General features: G+C 41.9%; 17 protein-coding genes. 11 read left to right on the top strand and 6 right to left on the bottom strand.

Annotation, left to right across the window (positions count from 1 at the left end):
• Nucleotides 1-55 precede the first annotated feature (55 nt).
• Together lpxL and tolC are read right to left on the bottom strand one after the other, a co-directional pair.
• On the bottom strand, nt 56-982 hold the full coding sequence (lpxL, locus tag LY624_RS03530) for an LpxL/LpxP family Kdo(2)-lipid IV(A) lauroyl/palmitoleoyl acyltransferase (RefSeq protein WP_341803881.1): 927 nt from the start codon (nt 980-982) through the stop codon (nt 56-58).
• Nucleotides 983-1,088: 106 nt separating this feature from the next.
• A complete protein-coding gene (tolC, locus tag LY624_RS03535) occupies nt 1,089-2,429 on the bottom strand; it encodes an outer membrane channel protein TolC (protein WP_341803882.1) in 1,341 nt (446 codons plus the stop codon).
• Nucleotides 2,430-2,581: 152 nt separating this feature from the next.
• On the opposite strand from tolC, the gene LY624_RS03540 reads away from it, so the two are divergent.
• The 10 genes from LY624_RS03540 to LY624_RS03585 all read left to right on the top strand — a co-directional run bounded on the left by LY624_RS03540 (nt 2,582) and on the right by LY624_RS03585 (nt 13,138).
• On the top strand, nt 2,582-3,214 hold the full coding sequence (locus LY624_RS03540; RefSeq protein ID WP_130150770.1) for an NUDIX domain-containing protein: 633 nt from the start codon (nt 2,582-2,584) through the stop codon (nt 3,212-3,214).
• A 27-nt stretch (nt 3,215-3,241) separates the two neighbouring features.
• Nucleotides 3,242-3,700 carry a DUF1249 domain-containing protein gene (locus LY624_RS03545; protein WP_130150771.1) on the top strand — a complete coding sequence of 153 codons (459 nt, stop codon included), beginning with the start codon at nt 3,242-3,244 and terminating at the stop codon, nt 3,698-3,700.
• Nucleotides 3,687-4,469, top strand: coding sequence for a metallophosphoesterase (locus tag LY624_RS03550; RefSeq protein ID WP_341803883.1), 783 nt, complete (start codon nt 3,687-3,689; stop codon nt 4,467-4,469). Before LY624_RS03545 ends, LY624_RS03550 begins: the two co-directional genes overlap by 14 nt.
• On the top strand, nt 4,454-5,014 hold the full coding sequence (locus LY624_RS03555; protein WP_130150773.1) for a YqiA/YcfP family alpha/beta fold hydrolase: 561 nt from the start codon (nt 4,454-4,456) through the stop codon (nt 5,012-5,014). Before LY624_RS03550 ends, LY624_RS03555 begins: the two co-directional genes overlap by 16 nt.
• A 33-nt stretch (nt 5,015-5,047) precedes the next feature.
• Nucleotides 5,048-6,937, top strand: coding sequence for a DNA topoisomerase IV subunit B (parE, locus tag LY624_RS03560; RefSeq protein WP_062570134.1), 1,890 nt, complete (start codon nt 5,048-5,050; stop codon nt 6,935-6,937).
• Between the two features lie 53 nt (nt 6,938-6,990).
• On the top strand, nt 6,991-8,091 hold the full coding sequence (locus LY624_RS03565; RefSeq protein WP_062570135.1) for a PQQ-dependent sugar dehydrogenase: 1,101 nt from the start codon (nt 6,991-6,993) through the stop codon (nt 8,089-8,091).
• Between the two features lie 10 nt (nt 8,092-8,101).
• Nucleotides 8,102-10,402 carry a DNA topoisomerase IV subunit A gene (parC, locus tag LY624_RS03570; protein WP_341803884.1) on the top strand — a complete coding sequence of 767 codons (2,301 nt, stop codon included), beginning with the start codon at nt 8,102-8,104 and terminating at the stop codon, nt 10,400-10,402.
• Between the two features lie 315 nt (nt 10,403-10,717).
• Entirely contained in the window at nt 10,718-11,431 is a 714-nt protein-coding gene (locus tag LY624_RS03575; RefSeq protein WP_205989539.1) for a 1-acylglycerol-3-phosphate O-acyltransferase, read from the top strand.
• A complete protein-coding gene (rraB, locus tag LY624_RS03580; protein ID WP_062570138.1) occupies nt 11,431-11,766 on the top strand; it encodes a ribonuclease E inhibitor RraB in 336 nt (111 codons plus the stop codon). Before LY624_RS03575 ends, rraB begins: the two co-directional genes overlap by 1 nt.
• Nucleotides 11,767-11,929: 163 nt before the next feature.
• Nucleotides 11,930-13,138 carry an HD-GYP domain-containing protein gene (locus tag LY624_RS03585; RefSeq protein ID WP_341803885.1) on the top strand — a complete coding sequence of 403 codons (1,209 nt, stop codon included), beginning with the start codon at nt 11,930-11,932 and terminating at the stop codon, nt 13,136-13,138.
• Here the strand turns inward: LY624_RS03585 and LY624_RS03590 are convergent.
• Nucleotides 13,098-13,421 (bottom strand): hypothetical protein, encoded by a 324-nt coding sequence (locus LY624_RS03590; RefSeq protein ID WP_130150847.1) that lies wholly within the window; start codon nt 13,419-13,421, stop codon nt 13,098-13,100. The two genes, LY624_RS03585 and LY624_RS03590, sit on opposite strands and share 41 nt — an antisense overlap.
• Nucleotides 13,422-13,758: 337 nt before the next feature.
• On the opposite strand from LY624_RS03590, the gene LY624_RS03595 reads away from it, so the two are divergent.
• The gene (locus LY624_RS03595) at nt 13,759-15,036 is read left to right on the top strand and encodes an outer membrane protein transport protein (protein ID WP_130150777.1); all 1,278 of its coding nucleotides are present in this window, start codon (nt 13,759-13,761) and stop codon (nt 15,034-15,036) included.
• A 110-nt stretch (nt 15,037-15,146) separates the two neighbouring features.
• Here the strand turns inward: LY624_RS03595 and LY624_RS03600 are convergent, their stop codons facing one another.
• From LY624_RS03600 to pepA, 3 genes are all read right to left on the bottom strand, one after another.
• Nucleotides 15,147-18,002, bottom strand: coding sequence for a valine--tRNA ligase (locus tag LY624_RS03600; RefSeq protein WP_341803886.1), 2,856 nt, complete (start codon nt 18,000-18,002; stop codon nt 15,147-15,149).
• A gap of 23 nt (nt 18,003-18,025) precedes the next feature.
• Entirely contained in the window at nt 18,026-18,472 is a 447-nt protein-coding gene (locus LY624_RS03605) for a DNA polymerase III subunit chi (RefSeq protein WP_062570142.1), read from the bottom strand.
• A gap of 126 nt (nt 18,473-18,598) precedes the next feature.
• Nucleotides 18,599-20,113 carry a leucyl aminopeptidase gene (gene pepA / locus LY624_RS03610; protein WP_130150779.1) on the bottom strand — a complete coding sequence of 505 codons (1,515 nt, stop codon included), beginning with the start codon at nt 20,111-20,113 and terminating at the stop codon, nt 18,599-18,601.
• Between the last annotated feature and the right edge of the window lie 270 nt (nt 20,114-20,383).

Below are 20,383 nucleotides of genomic sequence, written 5' to 3' on the forward strand. Positions count from 1 at the left end.
TAATACTCTTGTTGTTAATTAGATTTATAAAACCACACAATTTAACAAATGTCACTCACTTATAATAAGAAGGGGCATTCTTATCAGGGCGCGTTTTAAAACGTCGATGTAACCACATATATTGTTCAGGTGCTCTATTAACCGCTTGCTCCATGCGTTGATTGACACGTGTTACGTCATCAAGGTTATCACCACTTGGAAAGTTTTCCATAATCGGGAGTACTTCTAAGTGGTAGCGACCTTGCTCATCACGGCGGCTAGCAAGACTCACTGTTTCACAGTGTTTACTGTTCGCAAAAAGTAGTGTGCCAGTTGTTGTTGCAGCATCTTTTACTGCATAAAATGGCGCGAATTCACAGCGGTTACGGCCGTAATCTTGATCGGGTAAGTAATAGCAAATCTTTTTATTTTTTAGTGCTTTTAGCAACCCTTTAACATCACGCTTTCCAACTAAGAACTCATTAGAACGTAAACGGCCATTGGTCGTAAAATATTCCATCAAGGGATTATTGTGTGGGCGATAAAAACCAATACCTTGATACTTCAACCCCATCACTCGGCTTGCCATTTCTAAATGAAGAATGTGTGGCACGAGCATTAAAACGCCTTTGCCTGATTGTTGAATTTGTTCAAAGTATTCAAGGCCCTTGATTGAGCCATAGCACTTTCTTACACGCCAATCGGGCCACCACCATGCCATGCCTGTTTCCATCATAGCGATACCGGTGTTTTCCATATTCTTAAGCACTAGCTCTTTTTGTTCTTGCTCTGGCATGTCTGGGAAACATAGGCGGATATTGACCTCGGCTATGTGACGACGACGTTTCATAAAGCGATGAACTAATCTACCTAAACATTTTCCAAGGAATAATTGAAACTTATGTGGTAACCAAGAGATCAAAAATAAGAAGAAAACGCCAACCCATGTGAGCCAATAACGAGGACCCAAAAAGGATACTTTGAAAGGAGATGAACTAACCACTGAAAAGTCTCTAAAAAAATAAAAAGTAAGTTTAACCGCAAGTCTTTAAAAATACAAAAGCCAGCGAGAGGCTGGCTTTAAAGTAAGGACCCTATAAAAGAAATACTTAGATTTCTTTTAAACCTTGGTTAATTGCAGCAAGATCCTCAGCTGTTAATGTACCAGCGGCTTGCTTTAAACGCAGTGTTGAAACAACATAGCGGTAACGCACGTTAGCAAGGTTGCTTTTGGCGTTGTAAAGGTTTTGTGTGCTGATAAGTACGTCAACGATTGTACGTGTACCTACCTCAAAGCCAGCCTCTGTTGCTTTAAGCGCACTTTCTGCTGAAACAACCGCTTGTTGCAACGCTTTGTAAGTTGCGATATCCGATACAACTTGGTTGTAAGAAGTAATCACAGAGCGTGTAACTGCACGCAGGCTTGCTTCTAAATCTTCACTGGCTGCTACATAGAATGCACGAGCTTGTTCAGTTGCTGCGACAGTTGCGCCACCAGAATAAATAGGTAGGCTAAAGTTAACGCCCACTGAGGCACTGTCCGCACGAGGCTCGTGTGAATTTCTGTTTAAGTCAGTTAGGCTGTCGCCGTACGAGGCGTTTAAAGTCAGCTTAGGGTAGTGGCCAGCTTTTGCTAAGTCGATTTGATCTTTTGCAATATCAACGGTTACTTTTGATACTTGCAAGTTTAAGTTGTTCTCTTCTGCGATTTTTATGTAGTCGGTTGACTGTTTGTTAGGCGCAACAGTTGAAAACGTGTCAGTATTTAACATGTCTAACTTTGCATGGTATTTGCCTGTGATCTCACGAAGTTGTTCGCGGGCCGTTTCAACGCTGTTTTTCGCAACAATTTCTTTTGCTACAGAGTTGTCGTACTGTGCTTGTGCTTCATGTACGTCGGTAATCGCTGTCAAACCAACTGCGTAACGTTCTTTTGTTTGTTGTAATTGACGTTCAATGGCACGTTTTTCAGCCTGTACAAACTCTAAGTTGTCAATTGCGCTAAGTACATTGAAATAACCATCAGCAACACGAACAATGAGGTCTTGTCTAGCAAAGTCGTACCGTGCGTTTGCTTGCAAAGCTTGTTTATCAGCAATGCCTAATGAATTCCACGCACCCAAGTCAAACAATGTTTGGCTCAGACTAATACCGCGGCTAAATACATCTGTATCACGGTCAAATTCAATGTAACCGGTTGTATCGTTGCCTTCGTATAATGTTGCGTCGGTTTTTTCGTACCCTAAACTTAAACCTAATTGTGGCAATAGCGCACTTAACGCGCGATCGCTCTCATAAGCTTGCGCATCTGCTTGGGCTTTTGCTTTAAGTACGGTAGGATCATTTGCTGTAGCAATCTCGTATACTTGGAGTAAATCTTCAGCGTAAGTGGCAGTAGCAGTCAAAGCGCTCGAAAAACCGATCAGCGCAGCGAGTAGTGTTTTTTTCATTATTCGTTCAGTCCTTAGACAATTTTCGTACTGTCACCATGGTACTCTTTTTTAGTGAATAACCAAAAAAAAAATGCGTAAATCTACATGTCCAAGTGTAACAGAATATAATTGAGTAAATTTTTAGCACAAAACCTAAAGGAATTAGTGTAATGAAAGTAACAGCAATCTCACAGTTTAGCCATGATGATATTGAGCTTAAACCTGTTGAACGTGCATATGATGGCTTTTTTAAAGTTAATTTATACCGCTTTCGCCACGCATTATTTTCAGGTGGTGAGTCAGTAGAGATTAAACGTGAAATCTTAGAGCGTGGTCATGCTGTTGCTGTGCTTCCATATGATCCTGTAACCGATCAGGTTTTGCTTGTTGAACAAGTGCGTATTGGTGCACTTGCATCTAAGCAGTCACCTTGGTTACTTGAGTGTATCGCCGGCATGGCCGATGGAAGTACGGACTATGAGCAAGTTGCTAAGCGTGAAGCATTGGAAGAAGCGGGCATCGAGCTTGATGAGCTTGAATTTATGATGTCTTATCTTTCAAGTCCGGGTGGCACAACAGAACGTTTATACTTGTATTTAGCGCGCACAGACTTATCTCACTATCAAGAGGGGATTTTTGGCCTTGATAATGAAGATGAAGATATTAAAACACATGTAATGTCATACACAGAAGCCATGCTCCGCTTAGAGCAAGGAGAAATCGACAATGCAGCGACAGTTATCTCGTTACAGTGGTTAGCACTGAATAAGCAACGTATACTGTCTGATTGGCAAACTGCTTAACTTACATTTTAATAATGGGGAATTATTTTGACGTACGTAACAGCTGAACAACGTTACATTCAAAGCTTACCTAAGTATTTAACTTTGTGTGAGCATAATTATGTGCGTGCGCTCAAATTACTCCCCAAAGAACGTCAAATAGGCCATGTACGTAAAGTGCAACTCGGTAATAGCACATTTGTGGTTAAAATAGATGATACAGCAAAGTACACCATGGATATTTCTATCTCGCAAGAGACAGGAAACCTGCATGTTGTTACCCCGCTTTATCTAACTGTGCGTATGTATCATGATGCAAAAGTGGCTGAAATAGTTCATCACGATTTTCATCAACGGATAAAGCCATCTTACGCATACCCGAATCCGAATATGCATCAAAAAGATGAAAAGTATCAACTAAATGCTTTTTTGTATGACTGGCTTGTTGCGTGTGTAGAAAATGGCCGTGCAGCGCTACACTGGGATGTAAACAATGGCTTGGTTTAGTGATGCTTATCATTTTGACAAAACAACATTAAAAATTGCACATATTACAGATTGTCATTTATCAAAAGACAGGCAAGGTGAGTATTTTAATGTAAATACCGCTGAGTATTTTTCGCGTTGCTTAGCTGCCATGGCAAACTTACAACTTGATTGCGTGATCTTTGGGGGTGATTTAACACAAGATCACAGCAGTGAATCGTATCAACTATTTGCTGAACTTATTGATGATTCGGCACTGTCTTGTCCTGTGTTTTGGCTACCAGGGAATCATGATGAGCTTGCTGAATATGAAGCGCTTTCAAACTCGCAAATTTTAAACAGTAAACGTATTACCTTTTTAGCTGGACAATTGCTTTTAACAAACTCAAAAGGCGCGACCCCAGCAGGTTGGATAACACAAACCCACTTAAGCGAGTTAAGCGAAGCAATAGGGCAAATACCGAGTGTAGTGTTTTGTCATCATAACCCGCTACCTATTCAAGCCTACTTAGATAAGCATATGCTAGAAAATGGCCCGCAGTTTTTAAACGCTTGCGTCAATAGTGAGCAATGCATTGGCGTGTTTCATGGTCACGTACATCATGAGTATACGCACAATTACCGTGACCTTAGCGTGTTTGCGACACCTGCCAGCTCAATACAATTTACTAAGCATACTATGGCGTGGCAGCAAGAAGATTTAGGGCCTGCGTTTCGTGTGATTAACTTAAATGTTGATAAGCAACAAAGCGTGCAGTTAACAACGGATGTAGTATGGCTAAACGGGTAATTTATATTCATGGTTTCAATAGCTCTGAGCAATCGTACAAAGCCGTTCGTTTTGGCGAGCATATGGCTCAGTTTGATGTTGATTATAAAGTGCCGCGATTAACCCATGAGCCGTTACATGCAATTTTACAATTAGAACAACTGTTAAATGATGATACTGTATTACTCGGTAGTTCATTAGGCGGTTTTTATGCGACCTATTTGTCGCAACGTTATTCGATACCAGCGGTGGTCATTAACCCCGCGGTGCGCCCATTTGAGTTACTTGATAACTATTTAGGGCCAAACTATAACCCGTATCAAGACACCCATTACGAACTTGATACTCGTCACATGGATGCATTGCGCAGTTTATATTTGTCGCAATTAGACACCCCTTCATTGATTTATTTGCTACAGCAAACAGGCGATGAAGTACTGCCTTTTCAGCAGGCGGTTAACTATTATTCTCAGTGTAAGCAACACGTTGAATTTGGAGGCGATCATAGTTTTATCGGCTTCGAACAAACCTTTGCAAGTATTGTAGATTTTCTTAAAATCACGTAAAACATAGCTAAGCGCATAAAAGATATAAAAACTATGAGTCAGCAAAATTATAACGCCGAAGCAATTGAAGTCTTAAACGGGTTAGAACCTGTAAAACGCCGCCCAGGTATGTACACCGACACGGTTCGTCCTAACCACTTAGGCCAAGAGGTTATCGATAATAGTGTCGATGAAGCAATGGCAGGTCATGCAACAAAAATAGATGTCATTCTTCATGAAGATAACTCGCTTGAAGTTATTGATGATGGCCGTGGTATGCCGATTGATATTCACCCCGAAGAGGGTATTCCTGGGGTGGAGCTTATTTTTACCAAGCTGCATGCCGGTGGTAAGTTCTCAAATAAAAACTATCAATTTTCAGGTGGTTTACACGGTGTTGGTATTTCAGTTGTAAATGCGCTGTCAACGCGTGTTGAAGTGACCGTACGCCGTGATGCACAGCAGTTTCGTATGGCCTTTGAGAATGGCGATAAAGTCGAAGACTTAAACGTAATTGGCACTGTGGGTAAGCGTAACACAGGGACTACCGTACGTTTTTGGCCAGATGCCAGTTATTTTGATTCTGCTAATTTCTCGATTACTAAGCTTAATCATTTATTAAAAGCCAAAGCCGTACTCTGCCCAGGCCTGCGCATTAAGTTTACCAATAAACAAACCAAAGAAAGCCAAGAGTGGTACTACGAAACGGGCTTAAAAGATTACTTAGTTGAAGCGGTGAAAGGTTTTGAAGTATTACCAAAAGAGCCGTTTATTGGTGATTTTTCAAGTTCAACAGAAGGCGCTGACTGGGCTGTTGTATGGTTACCTGAGGGCGGTGAATCCATTGCTGAAAGTTATGTAAACTTAATTCCGACTGCGCAAGGTGGTACGCATGTTAATGGTTTACGCCAAGGCTTACTTGAAGCAATGCGTGAATTCTGTGAATTTAGAAACTTATTGCCCCGTGGCGTAAAGTTAACGCCAGATGATATTTGGGAGCGTTGTAGCTATGTGTTGTCGGTGAAAATGCAAGACCCACAATTTGCTGGCCAAACCAAAGAAAAATTATCATCTCGTTCTTGCGCGGCGTTTGTATCGGGTGTGGTGAAAGACTCATTTAGTTTATGGTTAAACGAACACACAGAGACTGCTGAATTATTAGCTGAGCTATGTATCTCAAATGCACAGCGCCGATTACGTGCTGCTAAAAAAGTTGTTCGAAAGCGCATTACCTCTGGCCCCGCGTTACCGGGTAAATTAACCGATTGTAGTGCCCAAGATAATGACCGTACTGAATTATTCTTAGTAGAGGGTGACTCTGCGGGCGGCTCGGCTAAACAAGCTCGCGACCGTGAATTTCAAGCAATAATGCCACTGCGCGGTAAAATTCTTAATACATGGGAAGTCGAATCAGGACAGATTTTAGCATCGCAAGAGGTGCATGATATTTCAGTGGCTCTAGGTATCGACCCTGATTCAAGTGATTTATCGGGTCTGCGTTATAACAAGATTTGTATTTTGGCTGATGCTGACTCGGATGGATTACACATTGCCACATTATTGTGCGCACTGTTTGTTCGTCATTTCCCTGCGCTCATTAAAGAAGGTCATGTATTTGTAGCCATGCCACCGCTGTTTCGTATTGATATCGGTAAAGAGGTGTATTACGCCCTCGATGAAGATGAGAAGAATGGTATTTTGGCTCGCATCGAAGCTGAGAAAAAGCGTGGTAAAGTGAATGTTCAACGCTTCAAAGGGTTAGGTGAAATGAACCCGTTGCAGTTAAGAGAAACAACGATGGATCCAAATACCCGTCGTTTGGTGCAATTAACACTCGATGAAGAAGAGCAAACCATGGAAATGATGGATATGTTACTTGCGAAGAAACGTTCATCAGATCGCCGTCAGTGGTTAGAAGATCACGGTAACCGCGCGCAAGTTTAATACAGGTACATTTGCAACCTAACGGTTGCTAAACGAATTAAAGGGCAAGAAAAATGAAAAAACTACTGACCTCATTTTTATCGCTGAGCTTACTATCAGCGCCAGCAATGGCTGAAGATATTCTTGATAAACTAACGGTTGCTGAAGGCTTCAAAGTAAGCTTATTCGCCGATGATGTTGAAAATGCACGACAAATTGCCGTATCAAAAAAAGGCATAGTGTACGCAGGTTCGCGCAAAGCAGGTAATGTATATGCACTGATTGATCATAACAGCGATGGTGTAGCCGATAAGAAAATTGTTATTGCTAAAGGATTAGAAATGCCATCGGGCTTGGCAATAAAAGAGGGTGATTTATATGTTGCTGAAGTGTCGCGTATTATTCGCTTTAAAGACATTGATAAACACCTCAAAGCCCCTAAGTTTGAGGTGGTGTATGATAAATTCCCAACTGACCGCCATCATGGTTGGAAATTTATTAGCTTTGCCCCAACAGGTGAGTTAATTGTGCCTGTTGGCGTGCCATGTAATATTTGTGCTGAAGATGACAAGTACGGTCGCATTTTTTCACTTAATGTTGATACCAAAGAAATCAAAACCATTGCTCAGGGCGTTCGTAACTCAGTGGGTTTTGACTATCACCCAACAACAAATGCGTTTTGGTTCAGTGATAATGGCCGTGACATGATGGGCGATGATATCCCGCCTTGTGAAATTAACCGAGTTGGTGAAGGTGAAGAGGGGGCGCATTATGGTTTCCCTTATGTTCACGCAGGGGCGATTTTAGATCCTGAGTTTGGTAAAGGTAAAAATATCGCTGATTATAAATCGCCTGCGCTTGCACTGGGTGCGCATGTTGCACCATTAGGCATTCATTTTTACAACGGTAAGCAGTTCCCAGCTAAATACAAAGAACAGTTATTTGTTGCTGAACATGGTTCTTGGAATCGCAGTAAAAAATCGGGTTACAGAGTTATGCTAGCTAATGTTGAACAAGGTCGTATTACTAAATACACCCCATTCATCACAGGCTTTATGCAAAACGAAGAAACATTTGGTCGCCCAGTTGCATTTGCAGAGCTTGCAGATGGCAGCTTATTGATCTCAGACGACTTTGCTAACGTGATCTATCGTGTTAGTGCTAAGAAAAAATAGGTAAGCGTTAATGAGTGATACAGATACCTTGCTGATGCAAGGCATAGAACAACAAACGATGGGGCGTTTTACCGAAGACGCCTACTTAAACTACTCAATGTACGTCATCATGGATCGCGCTTTACCGCATGTAGGTGACGGTCTTAAACCTGTACAGCGTCGTATCATTTATGCAATGAGCGAACTGGGATTATCGGCGCAGGCAAAATATAAAAAATCAGCGCGAACCGTAGGTGATGTACTGGGTAAATACCACCCACATGGTGATAGCGCTTGTTATGAAGCCATGGTATTGATGGCGCAACCATTTTCTTACCGCTACCCGCTGGTGGACGGTCAAGGTAACTGGGGTGCTGCGGATGATCCTAAGTCATTTGCAGCGATGCGTTACACTGAAGCGCGTTTATCAAAGTTCTCGGAAGTTCTACTAAAAGAGCTTGGTCAAGGCACTGTTGATTGGACCGCCAACTTCGATGGTACACTTGATGAGCCAATGGTACTACCTGCGCGTTTACCGCACATTTTACTCAATGGTGTGACCGGTATTGCGGTGGGTATGGCAACCGATATTCCACCACATAATGTGCGTGAGGTGGCCAGTGCCTGTTGCTTATTACTTGATAAGCCAAAAACTGAAATCGAAGAGCTGCTTGAGTTAGTGCATGCGCCTGACTATCCTACAGAAGCTGAGATAATCACACCCAAAGACGATATCCGTAAGATTTATCAAACGGGACGCGGCTCTATTAAAATGCGTGCAATTTACACTGAAGAGCAGGGCGATATTGTTATCACAGCATTACCGCACCAGTGTTCAGGGGCAAAGGTTTTAGAGCAAATTGCAGCACAAATGAATGCTAAAAAGCTGCCGATGGTGGCTGATTTACGTGATGAATCTGATCACGAAAACCCAACCCGTATTGTGATAGTGCCACGCTCGAACCGTATTAAAGCTGAGCCGTTAATGGCGCACTTATTTGCAACCACAGATTTAGAAAAGAACTACCGCGTAAACTTAAACATGCTTGGCCTAGATGGTCGTCCGCAAGTGAAAGATTTACGTAGTATTTTAACTGAGTGGCTGACGTTTCGCCGTGAAACAGTCAGACGCCGCTTACAGTATCGCTTAGATAAAGTGCTTGCACGTTTGCATATTTTAGAAGGTTTATTAACGGCCTTTTTAAATATCGACGAAGTCATAGAAATTATTCGTACTGAAGATAAGCCAAAACCTGTATTAATGGAACGCTTTGGTATTACGGATATTCAAGCCGAAGCGATTTTAGAGTTAAAACTACGTCACTTAGCTAAACTCGAAGAATTCAAGATCAAAGGCGAGCAAGATGAACTTGCCCTTGAGCGTGACAAATTAGAGCAAATTCTGGGCTCTGAACGTCGCATGTCGACGTTGATGAAAAAAGAAATCCAAGAAGCCGCTGACATGTATGGTGATGATAGACGTTCCCCCGTTGTTGAACGTTTGGAAGCAAAAGCGCTGAGCGAAAAAGATTTAATCCCTTCTGAATCGGTGACGGTTGTATTGTCAGAAAAAGGCTGGGCGCGTGTTGGTAAAGGGCATGACTTAGATGTAGAAGGTTTAAGTTATAAGTCAGGTGACAGTTACAAAGCCTCTGCGCGTGGTAAGAGTAATCAGCCTGCGGTATTCCTTGATTCAAATGGGCGTGCTTTTGCGACTGATGCGCATAGTTTACCTTCTGCACGTAGCCAAGGTGAGCCTATGACGGGTCGCTTTAATTTAAGTGCGGGTGCTAACTTTGAGCATGTTGTGATGGCCGAAGATAATCAAGAACTCTTGATGGCATCAGACGCGGGTTATGGTTTCATCAGTGACTTTAAAGATCTCGTGAGTAAAAATAAAAATGGTAAAGCATTGGTCAGTGTTCCGAAAGGGGGTGAACTACTTGCGCCAATTCGCATTACTGATATTGCCACTGACTATTGTATGGCTATTTCAAACGAAGGCCGTATGTTGTTGTTCCCACTACGTGATTTGCCTAAACTAGGTAAAGGTAAAGGCAATAAAATTATTTCTATTCCAAGTGCGAAAGTACAGGCGAGGGAAGAGTTTGTAAAAGTGCTGGCTGTAGTGCCCGAGGGGAGCAGTGTAACGCTTCATGCTGGTAAGCGTAAATTGACCTTAAAGCCAAGTGACCTTGAGCATTATCATGGCGAGCGTGGGCGAAGAGGGAATAAGTTACCACGTGGCTTACAGCGAGTAGATGAAGCTGTAATAGAAGCAACGCAGACCGATGACATAACGGAGCCATCGGTTGATGATATAACAGAATAATACAAGGCCTGCTTAGCAGGCCTTTTTTATTGGGGTAGATTATTGTTCTAATATTATACCAATCCGCAATAATACTTAATCATTTTGAGGGATTAAACCTGTCGCTATCTGCGTTAAAAATTTCTGATTTAGAGCAACTAAATAACGAAATTTTTGCCTTGCTATCAACGAGGTTTTATTGCCTCAAAATAGACCACTTAATTAAGCGAATTGGTATAAAAAGATATATTTTTAGCGCACACATGTAAGCTAAAAGCTATTGCAGAGGCACTTTTCACGTTATAATGCGCGCTGATTTACCCGAGGAGAATCCGTTTGTTAGCTGTTTTTCGTATTATTATCATGGCTTTATTTATCGTGTTTAGCTGCCTTTTTGGCTTAGTCTTATGCATCATTAAGCCATTTCATACCAATAACGTACATATTATTTCTGGCTGGTTTAGCAAAATGGCTAAGTTGCTGGGGGTAAAACTTGAATTACGTTACCATGCGGATGCAAAAACAGTTGGCCCTGCAGTGTATGTGGCTAATCATCAGAATAACTACGATCTATTTACCTTGCCTGCGATGGTGCCTGAAAATTGTGTGAGTCTTGGAAAGAAAAGCCTCAAATGGATCCCATTCTTTGGGCAGCTATATTGGTTATCAGGTAATATTTTAATTGATCGCGCCAATCGTTCAAAAGCTGCAGGCACGATTTCAAAATCAGCTGAGAAAATTAAGCAAAAAGGTCTATCGGTTTGGATGTTCCCTGAGGGCACGCGAAGCTATGGCCGTGGTTTATTACCCTTCAAAACAGGGGCTTTTCACACTGCAATGAGTGCTGATGTACCTGTTGTGCCAGTTTGCATGAGCACAACGCATAAAACTATTAAGCTAAATCGCTGGGATAATGGTACAATTTACCTCGAAATGTTAGCGCCAATTTATCTTGATAAAGACGTATCTGCTCGTGATCATGCATCGCATGTTCATCAGATTATGGCCGCTAAAATAACTGAATTAGATGCTCAAGTGAGAAATAAATAATGGAAAATTGGCGCGAGATTACTGAAGACATCGTTACTTCATTACTTGAAGATGGCTCAGATCCTGAAGTACTGTACGAAGTAGAACACCACTTTGTTAGCGAAAATTTTGAACAGTTAGAGCAAGCCGCTTTAGCTGCTTTTAAACTCGGTTACGATGTTGAAGAGCCTGCTGAACTTGAGCTAGAAGATGGCGAAAAAGTATGGAGCTTTGATGTGGTTGTTGAGTGTGAGCTTGACGTCGAAGCCATTATGGAAGATGTCGATAAGCTTGAAGCGCTCGCTCAACAATCAAACGTTGAATATGATGGTTGGGGAACTTACTTTCAAGAGTAATTTTGTAAGCGTGAAATTTATTTTGTGCGCGATTTAAAGTCGCGCCTATGATCTGAAGTCTTTTTGTCTCGTACTAATTTCGTATTTGCCCTCCTTGCTATAGACATTTTTAACCAATTGGCGATAATAAAAAACTCGATGTTTTTATAAACTAAGCTCACATATGCTTGTAACCTTACCCATTGCCGAACTAGTACCAGGGATGTTTGTTGACAGTGTCAGTAAGCAGCACGAGCACATTAATAGCGTTAAAATTAAAACCCGTGGGTTAGTTAGAGATAAAAGTATTATTCAACGTCTGGTGTCTGAAGGTGTTGAAGAACTCCTCATTGACTTCACTCAAAGTGATGTTGCGCTTCCGGCTAAATACCAGCCTAAACCTGTAGAAAAACCCAAGCTAAAAAAAGAAAAAAAAGTTGCTGAAAAAGGCATATCGGTCGAACAAGAGTTCGTGAAAGCGAGTGTTAACTACGAACAGCACAGTCGTAAGTTGCAAGTTTTATATTCAGATATCACATCAGGTTTGAAAATGAATATGACACTGCTTGATGAAGTCGTGGTTGATATCGTTAGTTCTGTATTTCGTAATCACAACGCCATGACGATTCTTACTCGTCTTAGAGACAAGCATATTTACAACTGGCGACATATGATCAATACGGCCATTTTGGTGAGTGTATTCGCTAAATATCTTGGATATAAAGAGCAAACTGTTAAAGAATTGGCAATGGGAGCGCTACTGCACGATATTGGGCAAGCTAAAATGCCACAGGGTGTACTGTCTAAGCCAAGTCAGCTTAATGACAATGAAATGCAGGTTGTGAAAAAACATGTTGCGCAGAGCCTAGGCTTAGTCAAAGGTGAAAAGGGCATTACGCCGTTAATGCTTGATATGATTGTTAATCATCATGAACGATTAGACGGAAGTGGTTACCCAAGAGGCATTACAGCCGAAAAGCTAAGTCGTCCTGCCAGAATAATGGCAATTGTTGATGTTTATGATGCAATTACTGCTGATAGACCTCACCAAATGGGAGAGGAGCCTATTTCGGCACTGCGTTATTTATTAGCAAATAAACAGTTATTTGACTCAGAACTCGTACAGCGATTTATAAAGTGTTTGGGTGTGCATCCTGTCGGATCGATTGTGAAGTTAAACAATGAACGTTTAGCGTTAGTTATGGAAGGCAATCAGGACAACCCGATAAAGCCAAAAGTGAAAATCTTTTATAATGCGAAGCACAAACATCACATTACAGCGAAAGATGTTCACTTAAGTGAAGAGCATGATCTAAAAATAATATCGAGTATTAAGCCCCTTGATTATCAACTTAATTTGGCTCGTTTGTTAAAAGAGCATCTTCTTGTTTAGACTTTACACAGCGCTTTTTAGCGTTTCGTTTTGCAGAAATAAATGCACCACTAAAACAACTCGTCATTAATACTAGCCATAGCAATGTGCCTTTCTCTACGTGCAGTGCCACACAGCATAACACCAGCGATAATACAGAGCTGAGCATGGCACCTAACCAGTAGTGGTTAACAGGGTTATCACAGTCACCAGCCTTAGTGCATGCGCAATAATTTGCCTTACAGAAATAGTGCACGCTTAAACCACATAGAATTAATGCTGCGATTATCAATGCAATAACCATAACTTTTGCCCAAATAATTTCAATTGCGTTTAGTTTAAGGGGCATAAAATAACATGTCAATCTAAATGATAATTACTATCGTTTGGTGTTTTTGTAACTAGACATCGGACGAGTTTTAAAAAGTTGTTATCTTGTTGTTAAAATGTGGTTTTTTTACCTCTTTCTAACGAAAAGTTACAGTTTTTTGATCTTAATTAAGGTAATGTTCGAAAGTTTGTAATTATTAGAATAATACATCTAATACCAACGCACAGCATTGACCTTTATGCTTAAATAATAGGTTGCCTCTGTGTTTGTTGGTTTAGCTAACATACAAGTTTGCAAGAGGACACAGATTATGAAATTCACTAGAACATTGATTGCAGCATCACTTGCTGTTGTTTCTGCTGACAGCTTTGCTGCAGCCTTCCAATTAGCAGAGCAAAACGTATCAGGCTTAGGCCGTGCTTATGCTGGTGAAGCAGCGGTTGCTGATGATGCGTCAGTAGTAGCGCGTAACCCTGCACTTATGTCTTTATTTAAAACTAAGCAAATCTCAGTTGCGGGTATTGCTGTTATTCCAGATGTAAGCTTAGAAGGTGAATCAGCTGCATACGGTTTAGATGAGAATGTGCTTGATGATAGTAGCATTGCTCCTTCAGCATTTATCCCTGCGGGTTATTTCACAATGCCATTAAACGACAAAGTATCGTTAGGTTTTGGTGCATTTTCTAACTTCGGTCTTTCAACAGAATTTAATAATAATTACGCGGCTGGCTCAATTGCTGGTGAAACTGAAATCGTTACAGTTAACATGAATGCAAGTGCATCATATAAGTTCAACGAACAGTTCAGCTTAGGCCTTGGCTTAAACTATGTATATGCCGATGCGAAAGTAGTTCGTAATGCGGGTGTTAATCCACTTGGTGTACCAGCAGAGACTGAAATTGTTCACCTTGAAGGTGATGATTACGGCTTTGGTTGGAATATTGGTGCTATGTATCAATTAGACGAAAACAACCGTTTTGGTTTTAACTACCGTAGCGAAACAGACATCGACTTTGATGGTGAGTACGCAAATGGCTTACCTGCTGCATTTGGTGGCACTGCGGGCGTTAAAGTACCAGGCGCACTTGAGTTAACGCTTCCAGCTATTGCTGAGTTTTCTGGTTCACACCAGTTAGATAAAAAACTAGGCGTACACTACAGCATTCAATGGACTGGTTGGGATAGCTTCCAAAAATTAGAAGCTTATGTACCAGGTAACGAAGCACCAGTATTTAGAAAAGAAGAAAACTTCTCTGATGCAATGCGTTACTCTATCGGTACAGACTATCAGTACAGCGATGCATTACTTCTTCGTGCCGGTATTGCTTACGATGAGTCACCAGTTGATCAATCTCACTTATCAATCTCTATTCCTGATACAGATCGTTTCTGGTTCTCATTTGGTGGTAACTACGCATTTAGTGAAAACTCAAACGTTGACTTAGGTGTGAGTATTCTTCGCGGTAAAACACAGAACTTTACAGAAGAAGATAGCTTTGCAAAAGCATTAGGCCAAGAAGCATCATGGGACTTTGAATCGAAAGGTCACGCAGTGCTAATTGGTGCTCAGTATAACTACACGTTTTAATAGTAATGCGACGTAAAGTCGCTGCTATAGAGCATTAAAAAGCCGCGCTATAACATTGTTATAGCGCGGCTTTTTTGTAAGCGCGAATAAATCGCGCTATGCGTATGCTGTTATAGACTTTCGATTTTCGCTTTTTGCGCTAATAGTTTGTCTTTCGCATCGGTAAACTCAGCCAGTTTAGCATGCTCTTTAGCAAGTACGGCTTCTGGGGCGTTGTTTACAAACTTCTCGTTAGCCAACTTGTTTTGAACCTGTGCTAAGCCTTTTTCTGCTTTTTCAAGCTGCTTCGCGATACGAGCTAATTCAGCTTCAACATCGATTAGGCCAGCCATTGGGATCATGATCTCAAGGTTACCAACATACGATGTTGCACACGCTGGTGCATCGTCTTTGTTATCAAGAAGCGTGAACTCTTCAAGCTTAGCGAGAGACGCTAAGAATGCTTCGTTTTCAGTTAAACGTCGCTTGTCTTCATCAGACGCATTAGCAAGTAACACAGATAGTGGCTTACTTGGGCTGATATCCATTTCACCACGGATGTTACGGATCGCAAGAATGAATTGTTTAACCCATTCAAGGTCGTCCATCGCTTGACTATCAACATTTGCTTCATTGTACACAGGGAAGCCTTGTACCATGATGCTGGTGTTGGCTGTTTCGATGCCCGCAAGCGGTGCAACACGTTGCCAAATCGTTTCTGTGATATAAGGCATCATTGGGTGCATTAAGCGAAGTAAGCTTTCTAATACCGTGATTAGGGTATGACGCGTACCACGTTGTTGTGCTTCGTTACCTTTAAATAATACTGGTTTAGTAAGTTCTAGGTACCAGTCACAGAATTGGTTCCAAGTGAACTCATAAATCGTATTTGCTGCTAGGTCAAAGCGGTAGTTTTCTAAGTGCTCAGTGTAGGTTTTAACAGTTGCTTCAAATTGGCCTAAAATCCAACGATCAGCAAGTGAGTACTGTTTTTCAGCATCTGTAGCGAAGCCACAGTCTTGCTCTTCTGTATTCATTAATACATAACGGCTCGCGTTCCATAGTTTGTTACAGAAGTTACGGTAACCTTCAAGGCGGTTCATATCCCAGTTGATGTCACGACCGGTTGATGCCATTGCTGCAAGGGTGAAGCGTAGCGCGTCTGTACCGTGTGCTTCGATGCCGTTTTCGAATGTTTTACGAGTGTTCTTTTCAATCTTCTTCGCTAGTTGTGGCTGCATCATATTACCAGTGCGCTTTTCAACTAGGCTTTCAAGATCGATACCGTCAATCATGTCGATAGGATCAAGTACGTTACCTTTCGATTTAGACATCTTATCGCCGTTTTCATCGCGGATAAGGCCAGTTACGTAAACGGTTTTGAATGGTACTTGTGGCTTGCCGTCTTCATCTTTGATGAAGTGCATGGTCATCATGATCATACGAGCAACCCAGAAGAAGATGATGTCGAAACCTGTTACCAATACATCAGACGGGTGGAAAGTTTTTAAATCGTCTGTGTTTGCAGGCCAGCCTTGCGTTGAGAAAGTCCAAAGCGCAGACGAGAACCACGTATCTAAAACGTCTTCATCTTGCTTAAGTGCAACATCATCAGCAAGGTTGTTATCGCGGCGTACTTCAGCTTCGTCACGACCAACGTATACGTTGCCTTCGTTGTCGTACCAAGCAGGGATGCGGTGACCCCACCAAAGCTGACGTGAAATACACCAGTCTTGTACGTCGTTCATCCACGAGAAGTACATATTCTCGTATTGTTGAGGTACAAATTTAATGTCGCCATTTCTAACTGCTTCTTTTGCAGGCTCAGCAAGTGGTGCTACGCGCACGTACCACTGATCAGTAAGAAGAGGCTCAATCACGACACCAGAACGGTCACCGTAAGGTACAGTTAGGCTGTGATCTTCGATTTTTTCTAATAGGCCAAGTTCTTCAAACTCGCTCACAATCGCTTTACGTGCATCAAAGCGGTCAAGGCCGTGTAGACGCTCAGGAATTGGCGCATCTAATTCAAGCTCTTTACCGTCGAATGTATAGCTTTCGCCTTCGCTTAATACCGCAGCATCTTTGTTGAAGATGTTGATCATTGGTAGTTGGTGACGTTTACCTACTTCGTTATCGTTAAAGTCGTGGGCAGGCGTGATTTTCACACAACCTGTGCCTTTTTCCATGTCTGCATGCTCATCGGCAACAATTGGAATGCGACGGTTAACGATAGGGAGTAAAATGTCTTTACCGATCAGGTCTTGGTAACGTTCATCATCAGGGTTAACTGCAACACCTGTATCACCTAGCATTGTTTCAGGACGTGTTGTGGCAACAATGATGTAGTCTTTACCATCTTTGGTTTTTACGCCGTCAGCAAGTGGGTAACGTAAGTTCCACATGTGACCTTGTTTGTCTTTGTTTTCAACTTCAAGATCAGAAATCGCCGTGTGAAGTTTAGGATCCCAGTTAACTAGACGCTTACCACGGTAGATTAAGTCTTCTTTGTGAAGACGTACGAATACTTCTTTAACCGCTTCAGAAAGGCCTTCGTCCATAGTGAAACGCTCACGGTCCCAATCTACTGACGCACCTAAGCGACGTAATTGTTTGGTGATAGTGCCACCTGAGTGGTTTTTCCACTCCCAGATTTTATCGATAAATGCATCACGGCCTAAGTCGTGACGTGTTTTACCTTCTTCAGCTGCAAGCTTACGCTCAACAAGCATTTGCGTTGCGATACCCGCGTGATCAGTACCTACTTGCCATAAAGTGTTATTGCCTTGCATACGCTTTAAGCGTGTTAGCGTATCCATAATGGTATCTTGGAACGCATGGCCCATGTGTAAGCTACCTGTGACGTTTGGTGGCGGAATCATGATTGAGTAAGCGTCACCTTGGCCAGACGGTTTAAAGTAGCCTTTTTCTTCCCAGTCTTGATATAAAGACTGTTCAATATCTTGCGGATTGTAGGTTTTATCCATTACACAGAACCTTAAATAAATGCTTAAATGTCAATTTCTTGCGTTGCAATATGGGCGCCCAGTTGGCGAAGCTTTTTAAACCGCTCACGGGCGGCTTGTTTAGCGTTAGGCTCAACGGGGACAAAATCAAAAACCTGCTGAAAACGACGAATAAAATCCGGTAGGTGTTCAGCTAAGTTGATTAATATTTTTCTGTTGCCGACAGGTGGAGTCATACCAATTTCAACCGGAGCGCCACCTTTGGGGCCTTCACCTTGTAGGTTGTGTGGTATAAAGCTATCTGGCTCAAATGACCAGATGATGTCGTCGATTGTGTGGGCCGTGTCAGTGTTATCGGCGTAAATAAATACGCGATGACCAAGACGATACTGATCTGCTGCTATTTTTGCGGCAAGATCAAAACATGCTTTATCAGCTTGCTGGCTGTTACCATCTTGTTTTAGAACGTAAAATTGTGCGTTCATGCTCATTGTGACTTTCGTCCCCACAGATACACAGATCAAAGCAGAGATTTTGACATAGAACGCGTGTTGCTTCAATTAATAAGGCGCCATTTGGCGCCTTATTTAGGGTTAGTTGTAAGCTTGCGATAAGGCTTAGTCGTGACTTGCTTCACTCACGCCTGCGCGGTTTAGTAAATACTGAGTCAGCATAGGTACCGGACGACCGGTTGCACCTTTGTTTTTACCGCCGCTGCGCCATGCTGTACCTGCGATATCTAAATGCGCCCAATTGTATTTTTTGGTGAATTTAGATAAGAAGCATGCAGCTGTAATCGTACCTGCAGCACGACCACCTAAGTTGGTGAAATCAGCGAATGGGCTTTCAAGTTGCTCTTGATAGTCATCCCAAAGCGGTAGCTGCCATGCACGATCGCCACTTTGCTCAGACGCTTTTAGTAGGTCATGGGCAAGAGGGTTATGGTTTGATAGTAAACCTGTGGCATGTGAACCCAGCGCAATAATACACGCGCCGGTTAGCGTTGCTACGTCAACTACGGTATCAGGGTCAAAACGCTCAACATAAGTGAGTGCATCACACAGTACTAAACGGCCTTCGGCATCGGTGTTTAACACTTCAACTGTTTGACCCGACATAGTTGTTAAAATGTCACCAGGGCGATAAGCATTTGAGCCAGGCATGTTTTCACACCCCGCTAAAACACCGACAACGTTAATCGGTAACTGCATTTGCACTAATGCGCGCATCGTACCAATAACACCTGCTGCACCACCCATGTCGTATTTCATTTCATCCATGGCTTCGCCTGGCTTGATTGAAATACCACCTGAGTCAAAGGTTAAGCCTTTACCCACTAACACGATTGGCGCTTGATCTTTGTCGCCACCTTGATAGTTGATTACCGACATAACCGATTCATTTGCGCTACCACGGCCAACTGCTAGGTATGAATTCATGCCCAGCTCTGCCATTTTTTCTTCGCCGATAATATCAACCGTTACATTATCGAAGTTATCAGCAATTTCTTGTGCTTGTTCACCTAAATACGCTGGATTACAGATATTTGGTGGCATATTGGCAACGTCTTTACATAATTTGCTACCCGCTGCGATGGCTAGGCCATGCTCAATTGCACTTTCGCCAATCGTTAACTCGCGACGTGTTGGTACGTTAAAAACGATTTTACGTAGTGGACGGCGAGGGTCGCTTTTTTTACTTTTCAGTTGATTGAAGGTGTATAAGCAGTCTTGTGTTGTTTCAACTGCTTGACGCACCTTCCAATAGGTGTCACGACTTTTAACATGCTGCTCTGTTAAAAAGCATACCGCTTCCATCGAACCGGTTTCGTTTAGTGTATTAATTGTTTTAGAGATGATCTGCTTATATTGCTTGTCATCTAACTCACGTTCTTTACCACAACCAACAAGCAATACGCGCTCGCTCAGTACATTAGGTACATGATGTAGTAATAATACTTGTCCTGGCTTTCCTTCAAGATCACCGCGGCGAAGTAAGTTAGAGATATAACCATCGCTAATTTTATCTAGCTGCTCACCAATGGGGGATAAACGACGTGGCTCATAAACGCCAACTACAATACATGCGCTACGTTGCTTTTCTGGACTACCACTTTTTACGCTAAATTCCATTGTCACTCCTAGTGTTGAGTCATTTAACCTTTAAAAATAAGGGCAAGAAATTCATTTTTTAGTCCTTTCTTACATTTTTTAGTTTATTAATACTAATATTAGCTCATAAACTATGACTCTATTTACGTGTTTTTGAACTTTATCTTATTGTGAATATCAATATCACATAATTGAGGCCATCTGTACCATTTATGCAAGATTATATGTTCTTGCTAGGTATGATATTTCACTATGATGGCATATAATAAAGTGAGTAAAATAACTAGTTTA

It is taken from the genome of Pseudoalteromonas sp. N1230-9 (assembly GCF_032716425.1).
Taxonomy (GTDB): Bacteria; Pseudomonadota; Gammaproteobacteria; order Enterobacterales; family Alteromonadaceae; genus Pseudoalteromonas.

What these genes read in the sequence shown, in the direction of transcription:
- tolC (WP_341803882.1), bottom strand. Translation starts at nt 2,429, where the DNA reads ATGAAAAAAACACTACTCGCTGCGCTGATCGGTTTTTCGAGCGCTTTG.
- LY624_RS03540 (WP_130150770.1), top strand. Translation starts at nt 2,582, where the DNA reads ATGAAAGTAACAGCAATCTCACAGTTTAGCCATGATGATATTGAGCTT.
- LY624_RS03550 (WP_341803883.1), top strand. Translation starts at nt 3,687, where the DNA reads ATGGCTTGGTTTAGTGATGCTTATCATTTTGACAAAACAACATTAAAA.
- LY624_RS03555 (WP_130150773.1), top strand. Translation starts at nt 4,454, where the DNA reads ATGGCTAAACGGGTAATTTATATTCATGGTTTCAATAGCTCTGAGCAA.
- parE (WP_062570134.1), top strand. Translation starts at nt 5,048, where the DNA reads ATGAGTCAGCAAAATTATAACGCCGAAGCAATTGAAGTCTTAAACGGG.
- LY624_RS03565 (WP_062570135.1), top strand. Translation starts at nt 6,991, where the DNA reads ATGAAAAAACTACTGACCTCATTTTTATCGCTGAGCTTACTATCAGCG.
- parC (WP_341803884.1), top strand. Translation starts at nt 8,102, where the DNA reads ATGAGTGATACAGATACCTTGCTGATGCAAGGCATAGAACAACAAACG.
- rraB (WP_062570138.1), top strand. Translation starts at nt 11,431, where the DNA reads ATGGAAAATTGGCGCGAGATTACTGAAGACATCGTTACTTCATTACTT.
- LY624_RS03585 (WP_341803885.1), top strand. Translation starts at nt 11,930, where the DNA reads ATGCTTGTAACCTTACCCATTGCCGAACTAGTACCAGGGATGTTTGTT.
- LY624_RS03590 (WP_130150847.1), bottom strand. Translation starts at nt 13,421, where the DNA reads ATGGTTATTGCATTGATAATCGCAGCATTAATTCTATGTGGTTTAAGC.
- LY624_RS03595 (WP_130150777.1), top strand. Translation starts at nt 13,759, where the DNA reads ATGAAATTCACTAGAACATTGATTGCAGCATCACTTGCTGTTGTTTCT.
- LY624_RS03600 (WP_341803886.1), bottom strand. Translation starts at nt 18,002, where the DNA reads ATGGATAAAACCTACAATCCGCAAGATATTGAACAGTCTTTATATCAA.
- LY624_RS03605 (WP_062570142.1), bottom strand. Translation starts at nt 18,472, where the DNA reads ATGAGCATGAACGCACAATTTTACGTTCTAAAACAAGATGGTAACAGC.
- pepA (WP_130150779.1), bottom strand. Translation starts at nt 20,113, where the DNA reads ATGGAATTTAGCGTAAAAAGTGGTAGTCCAGAAAAGCAACGTAGCGCA.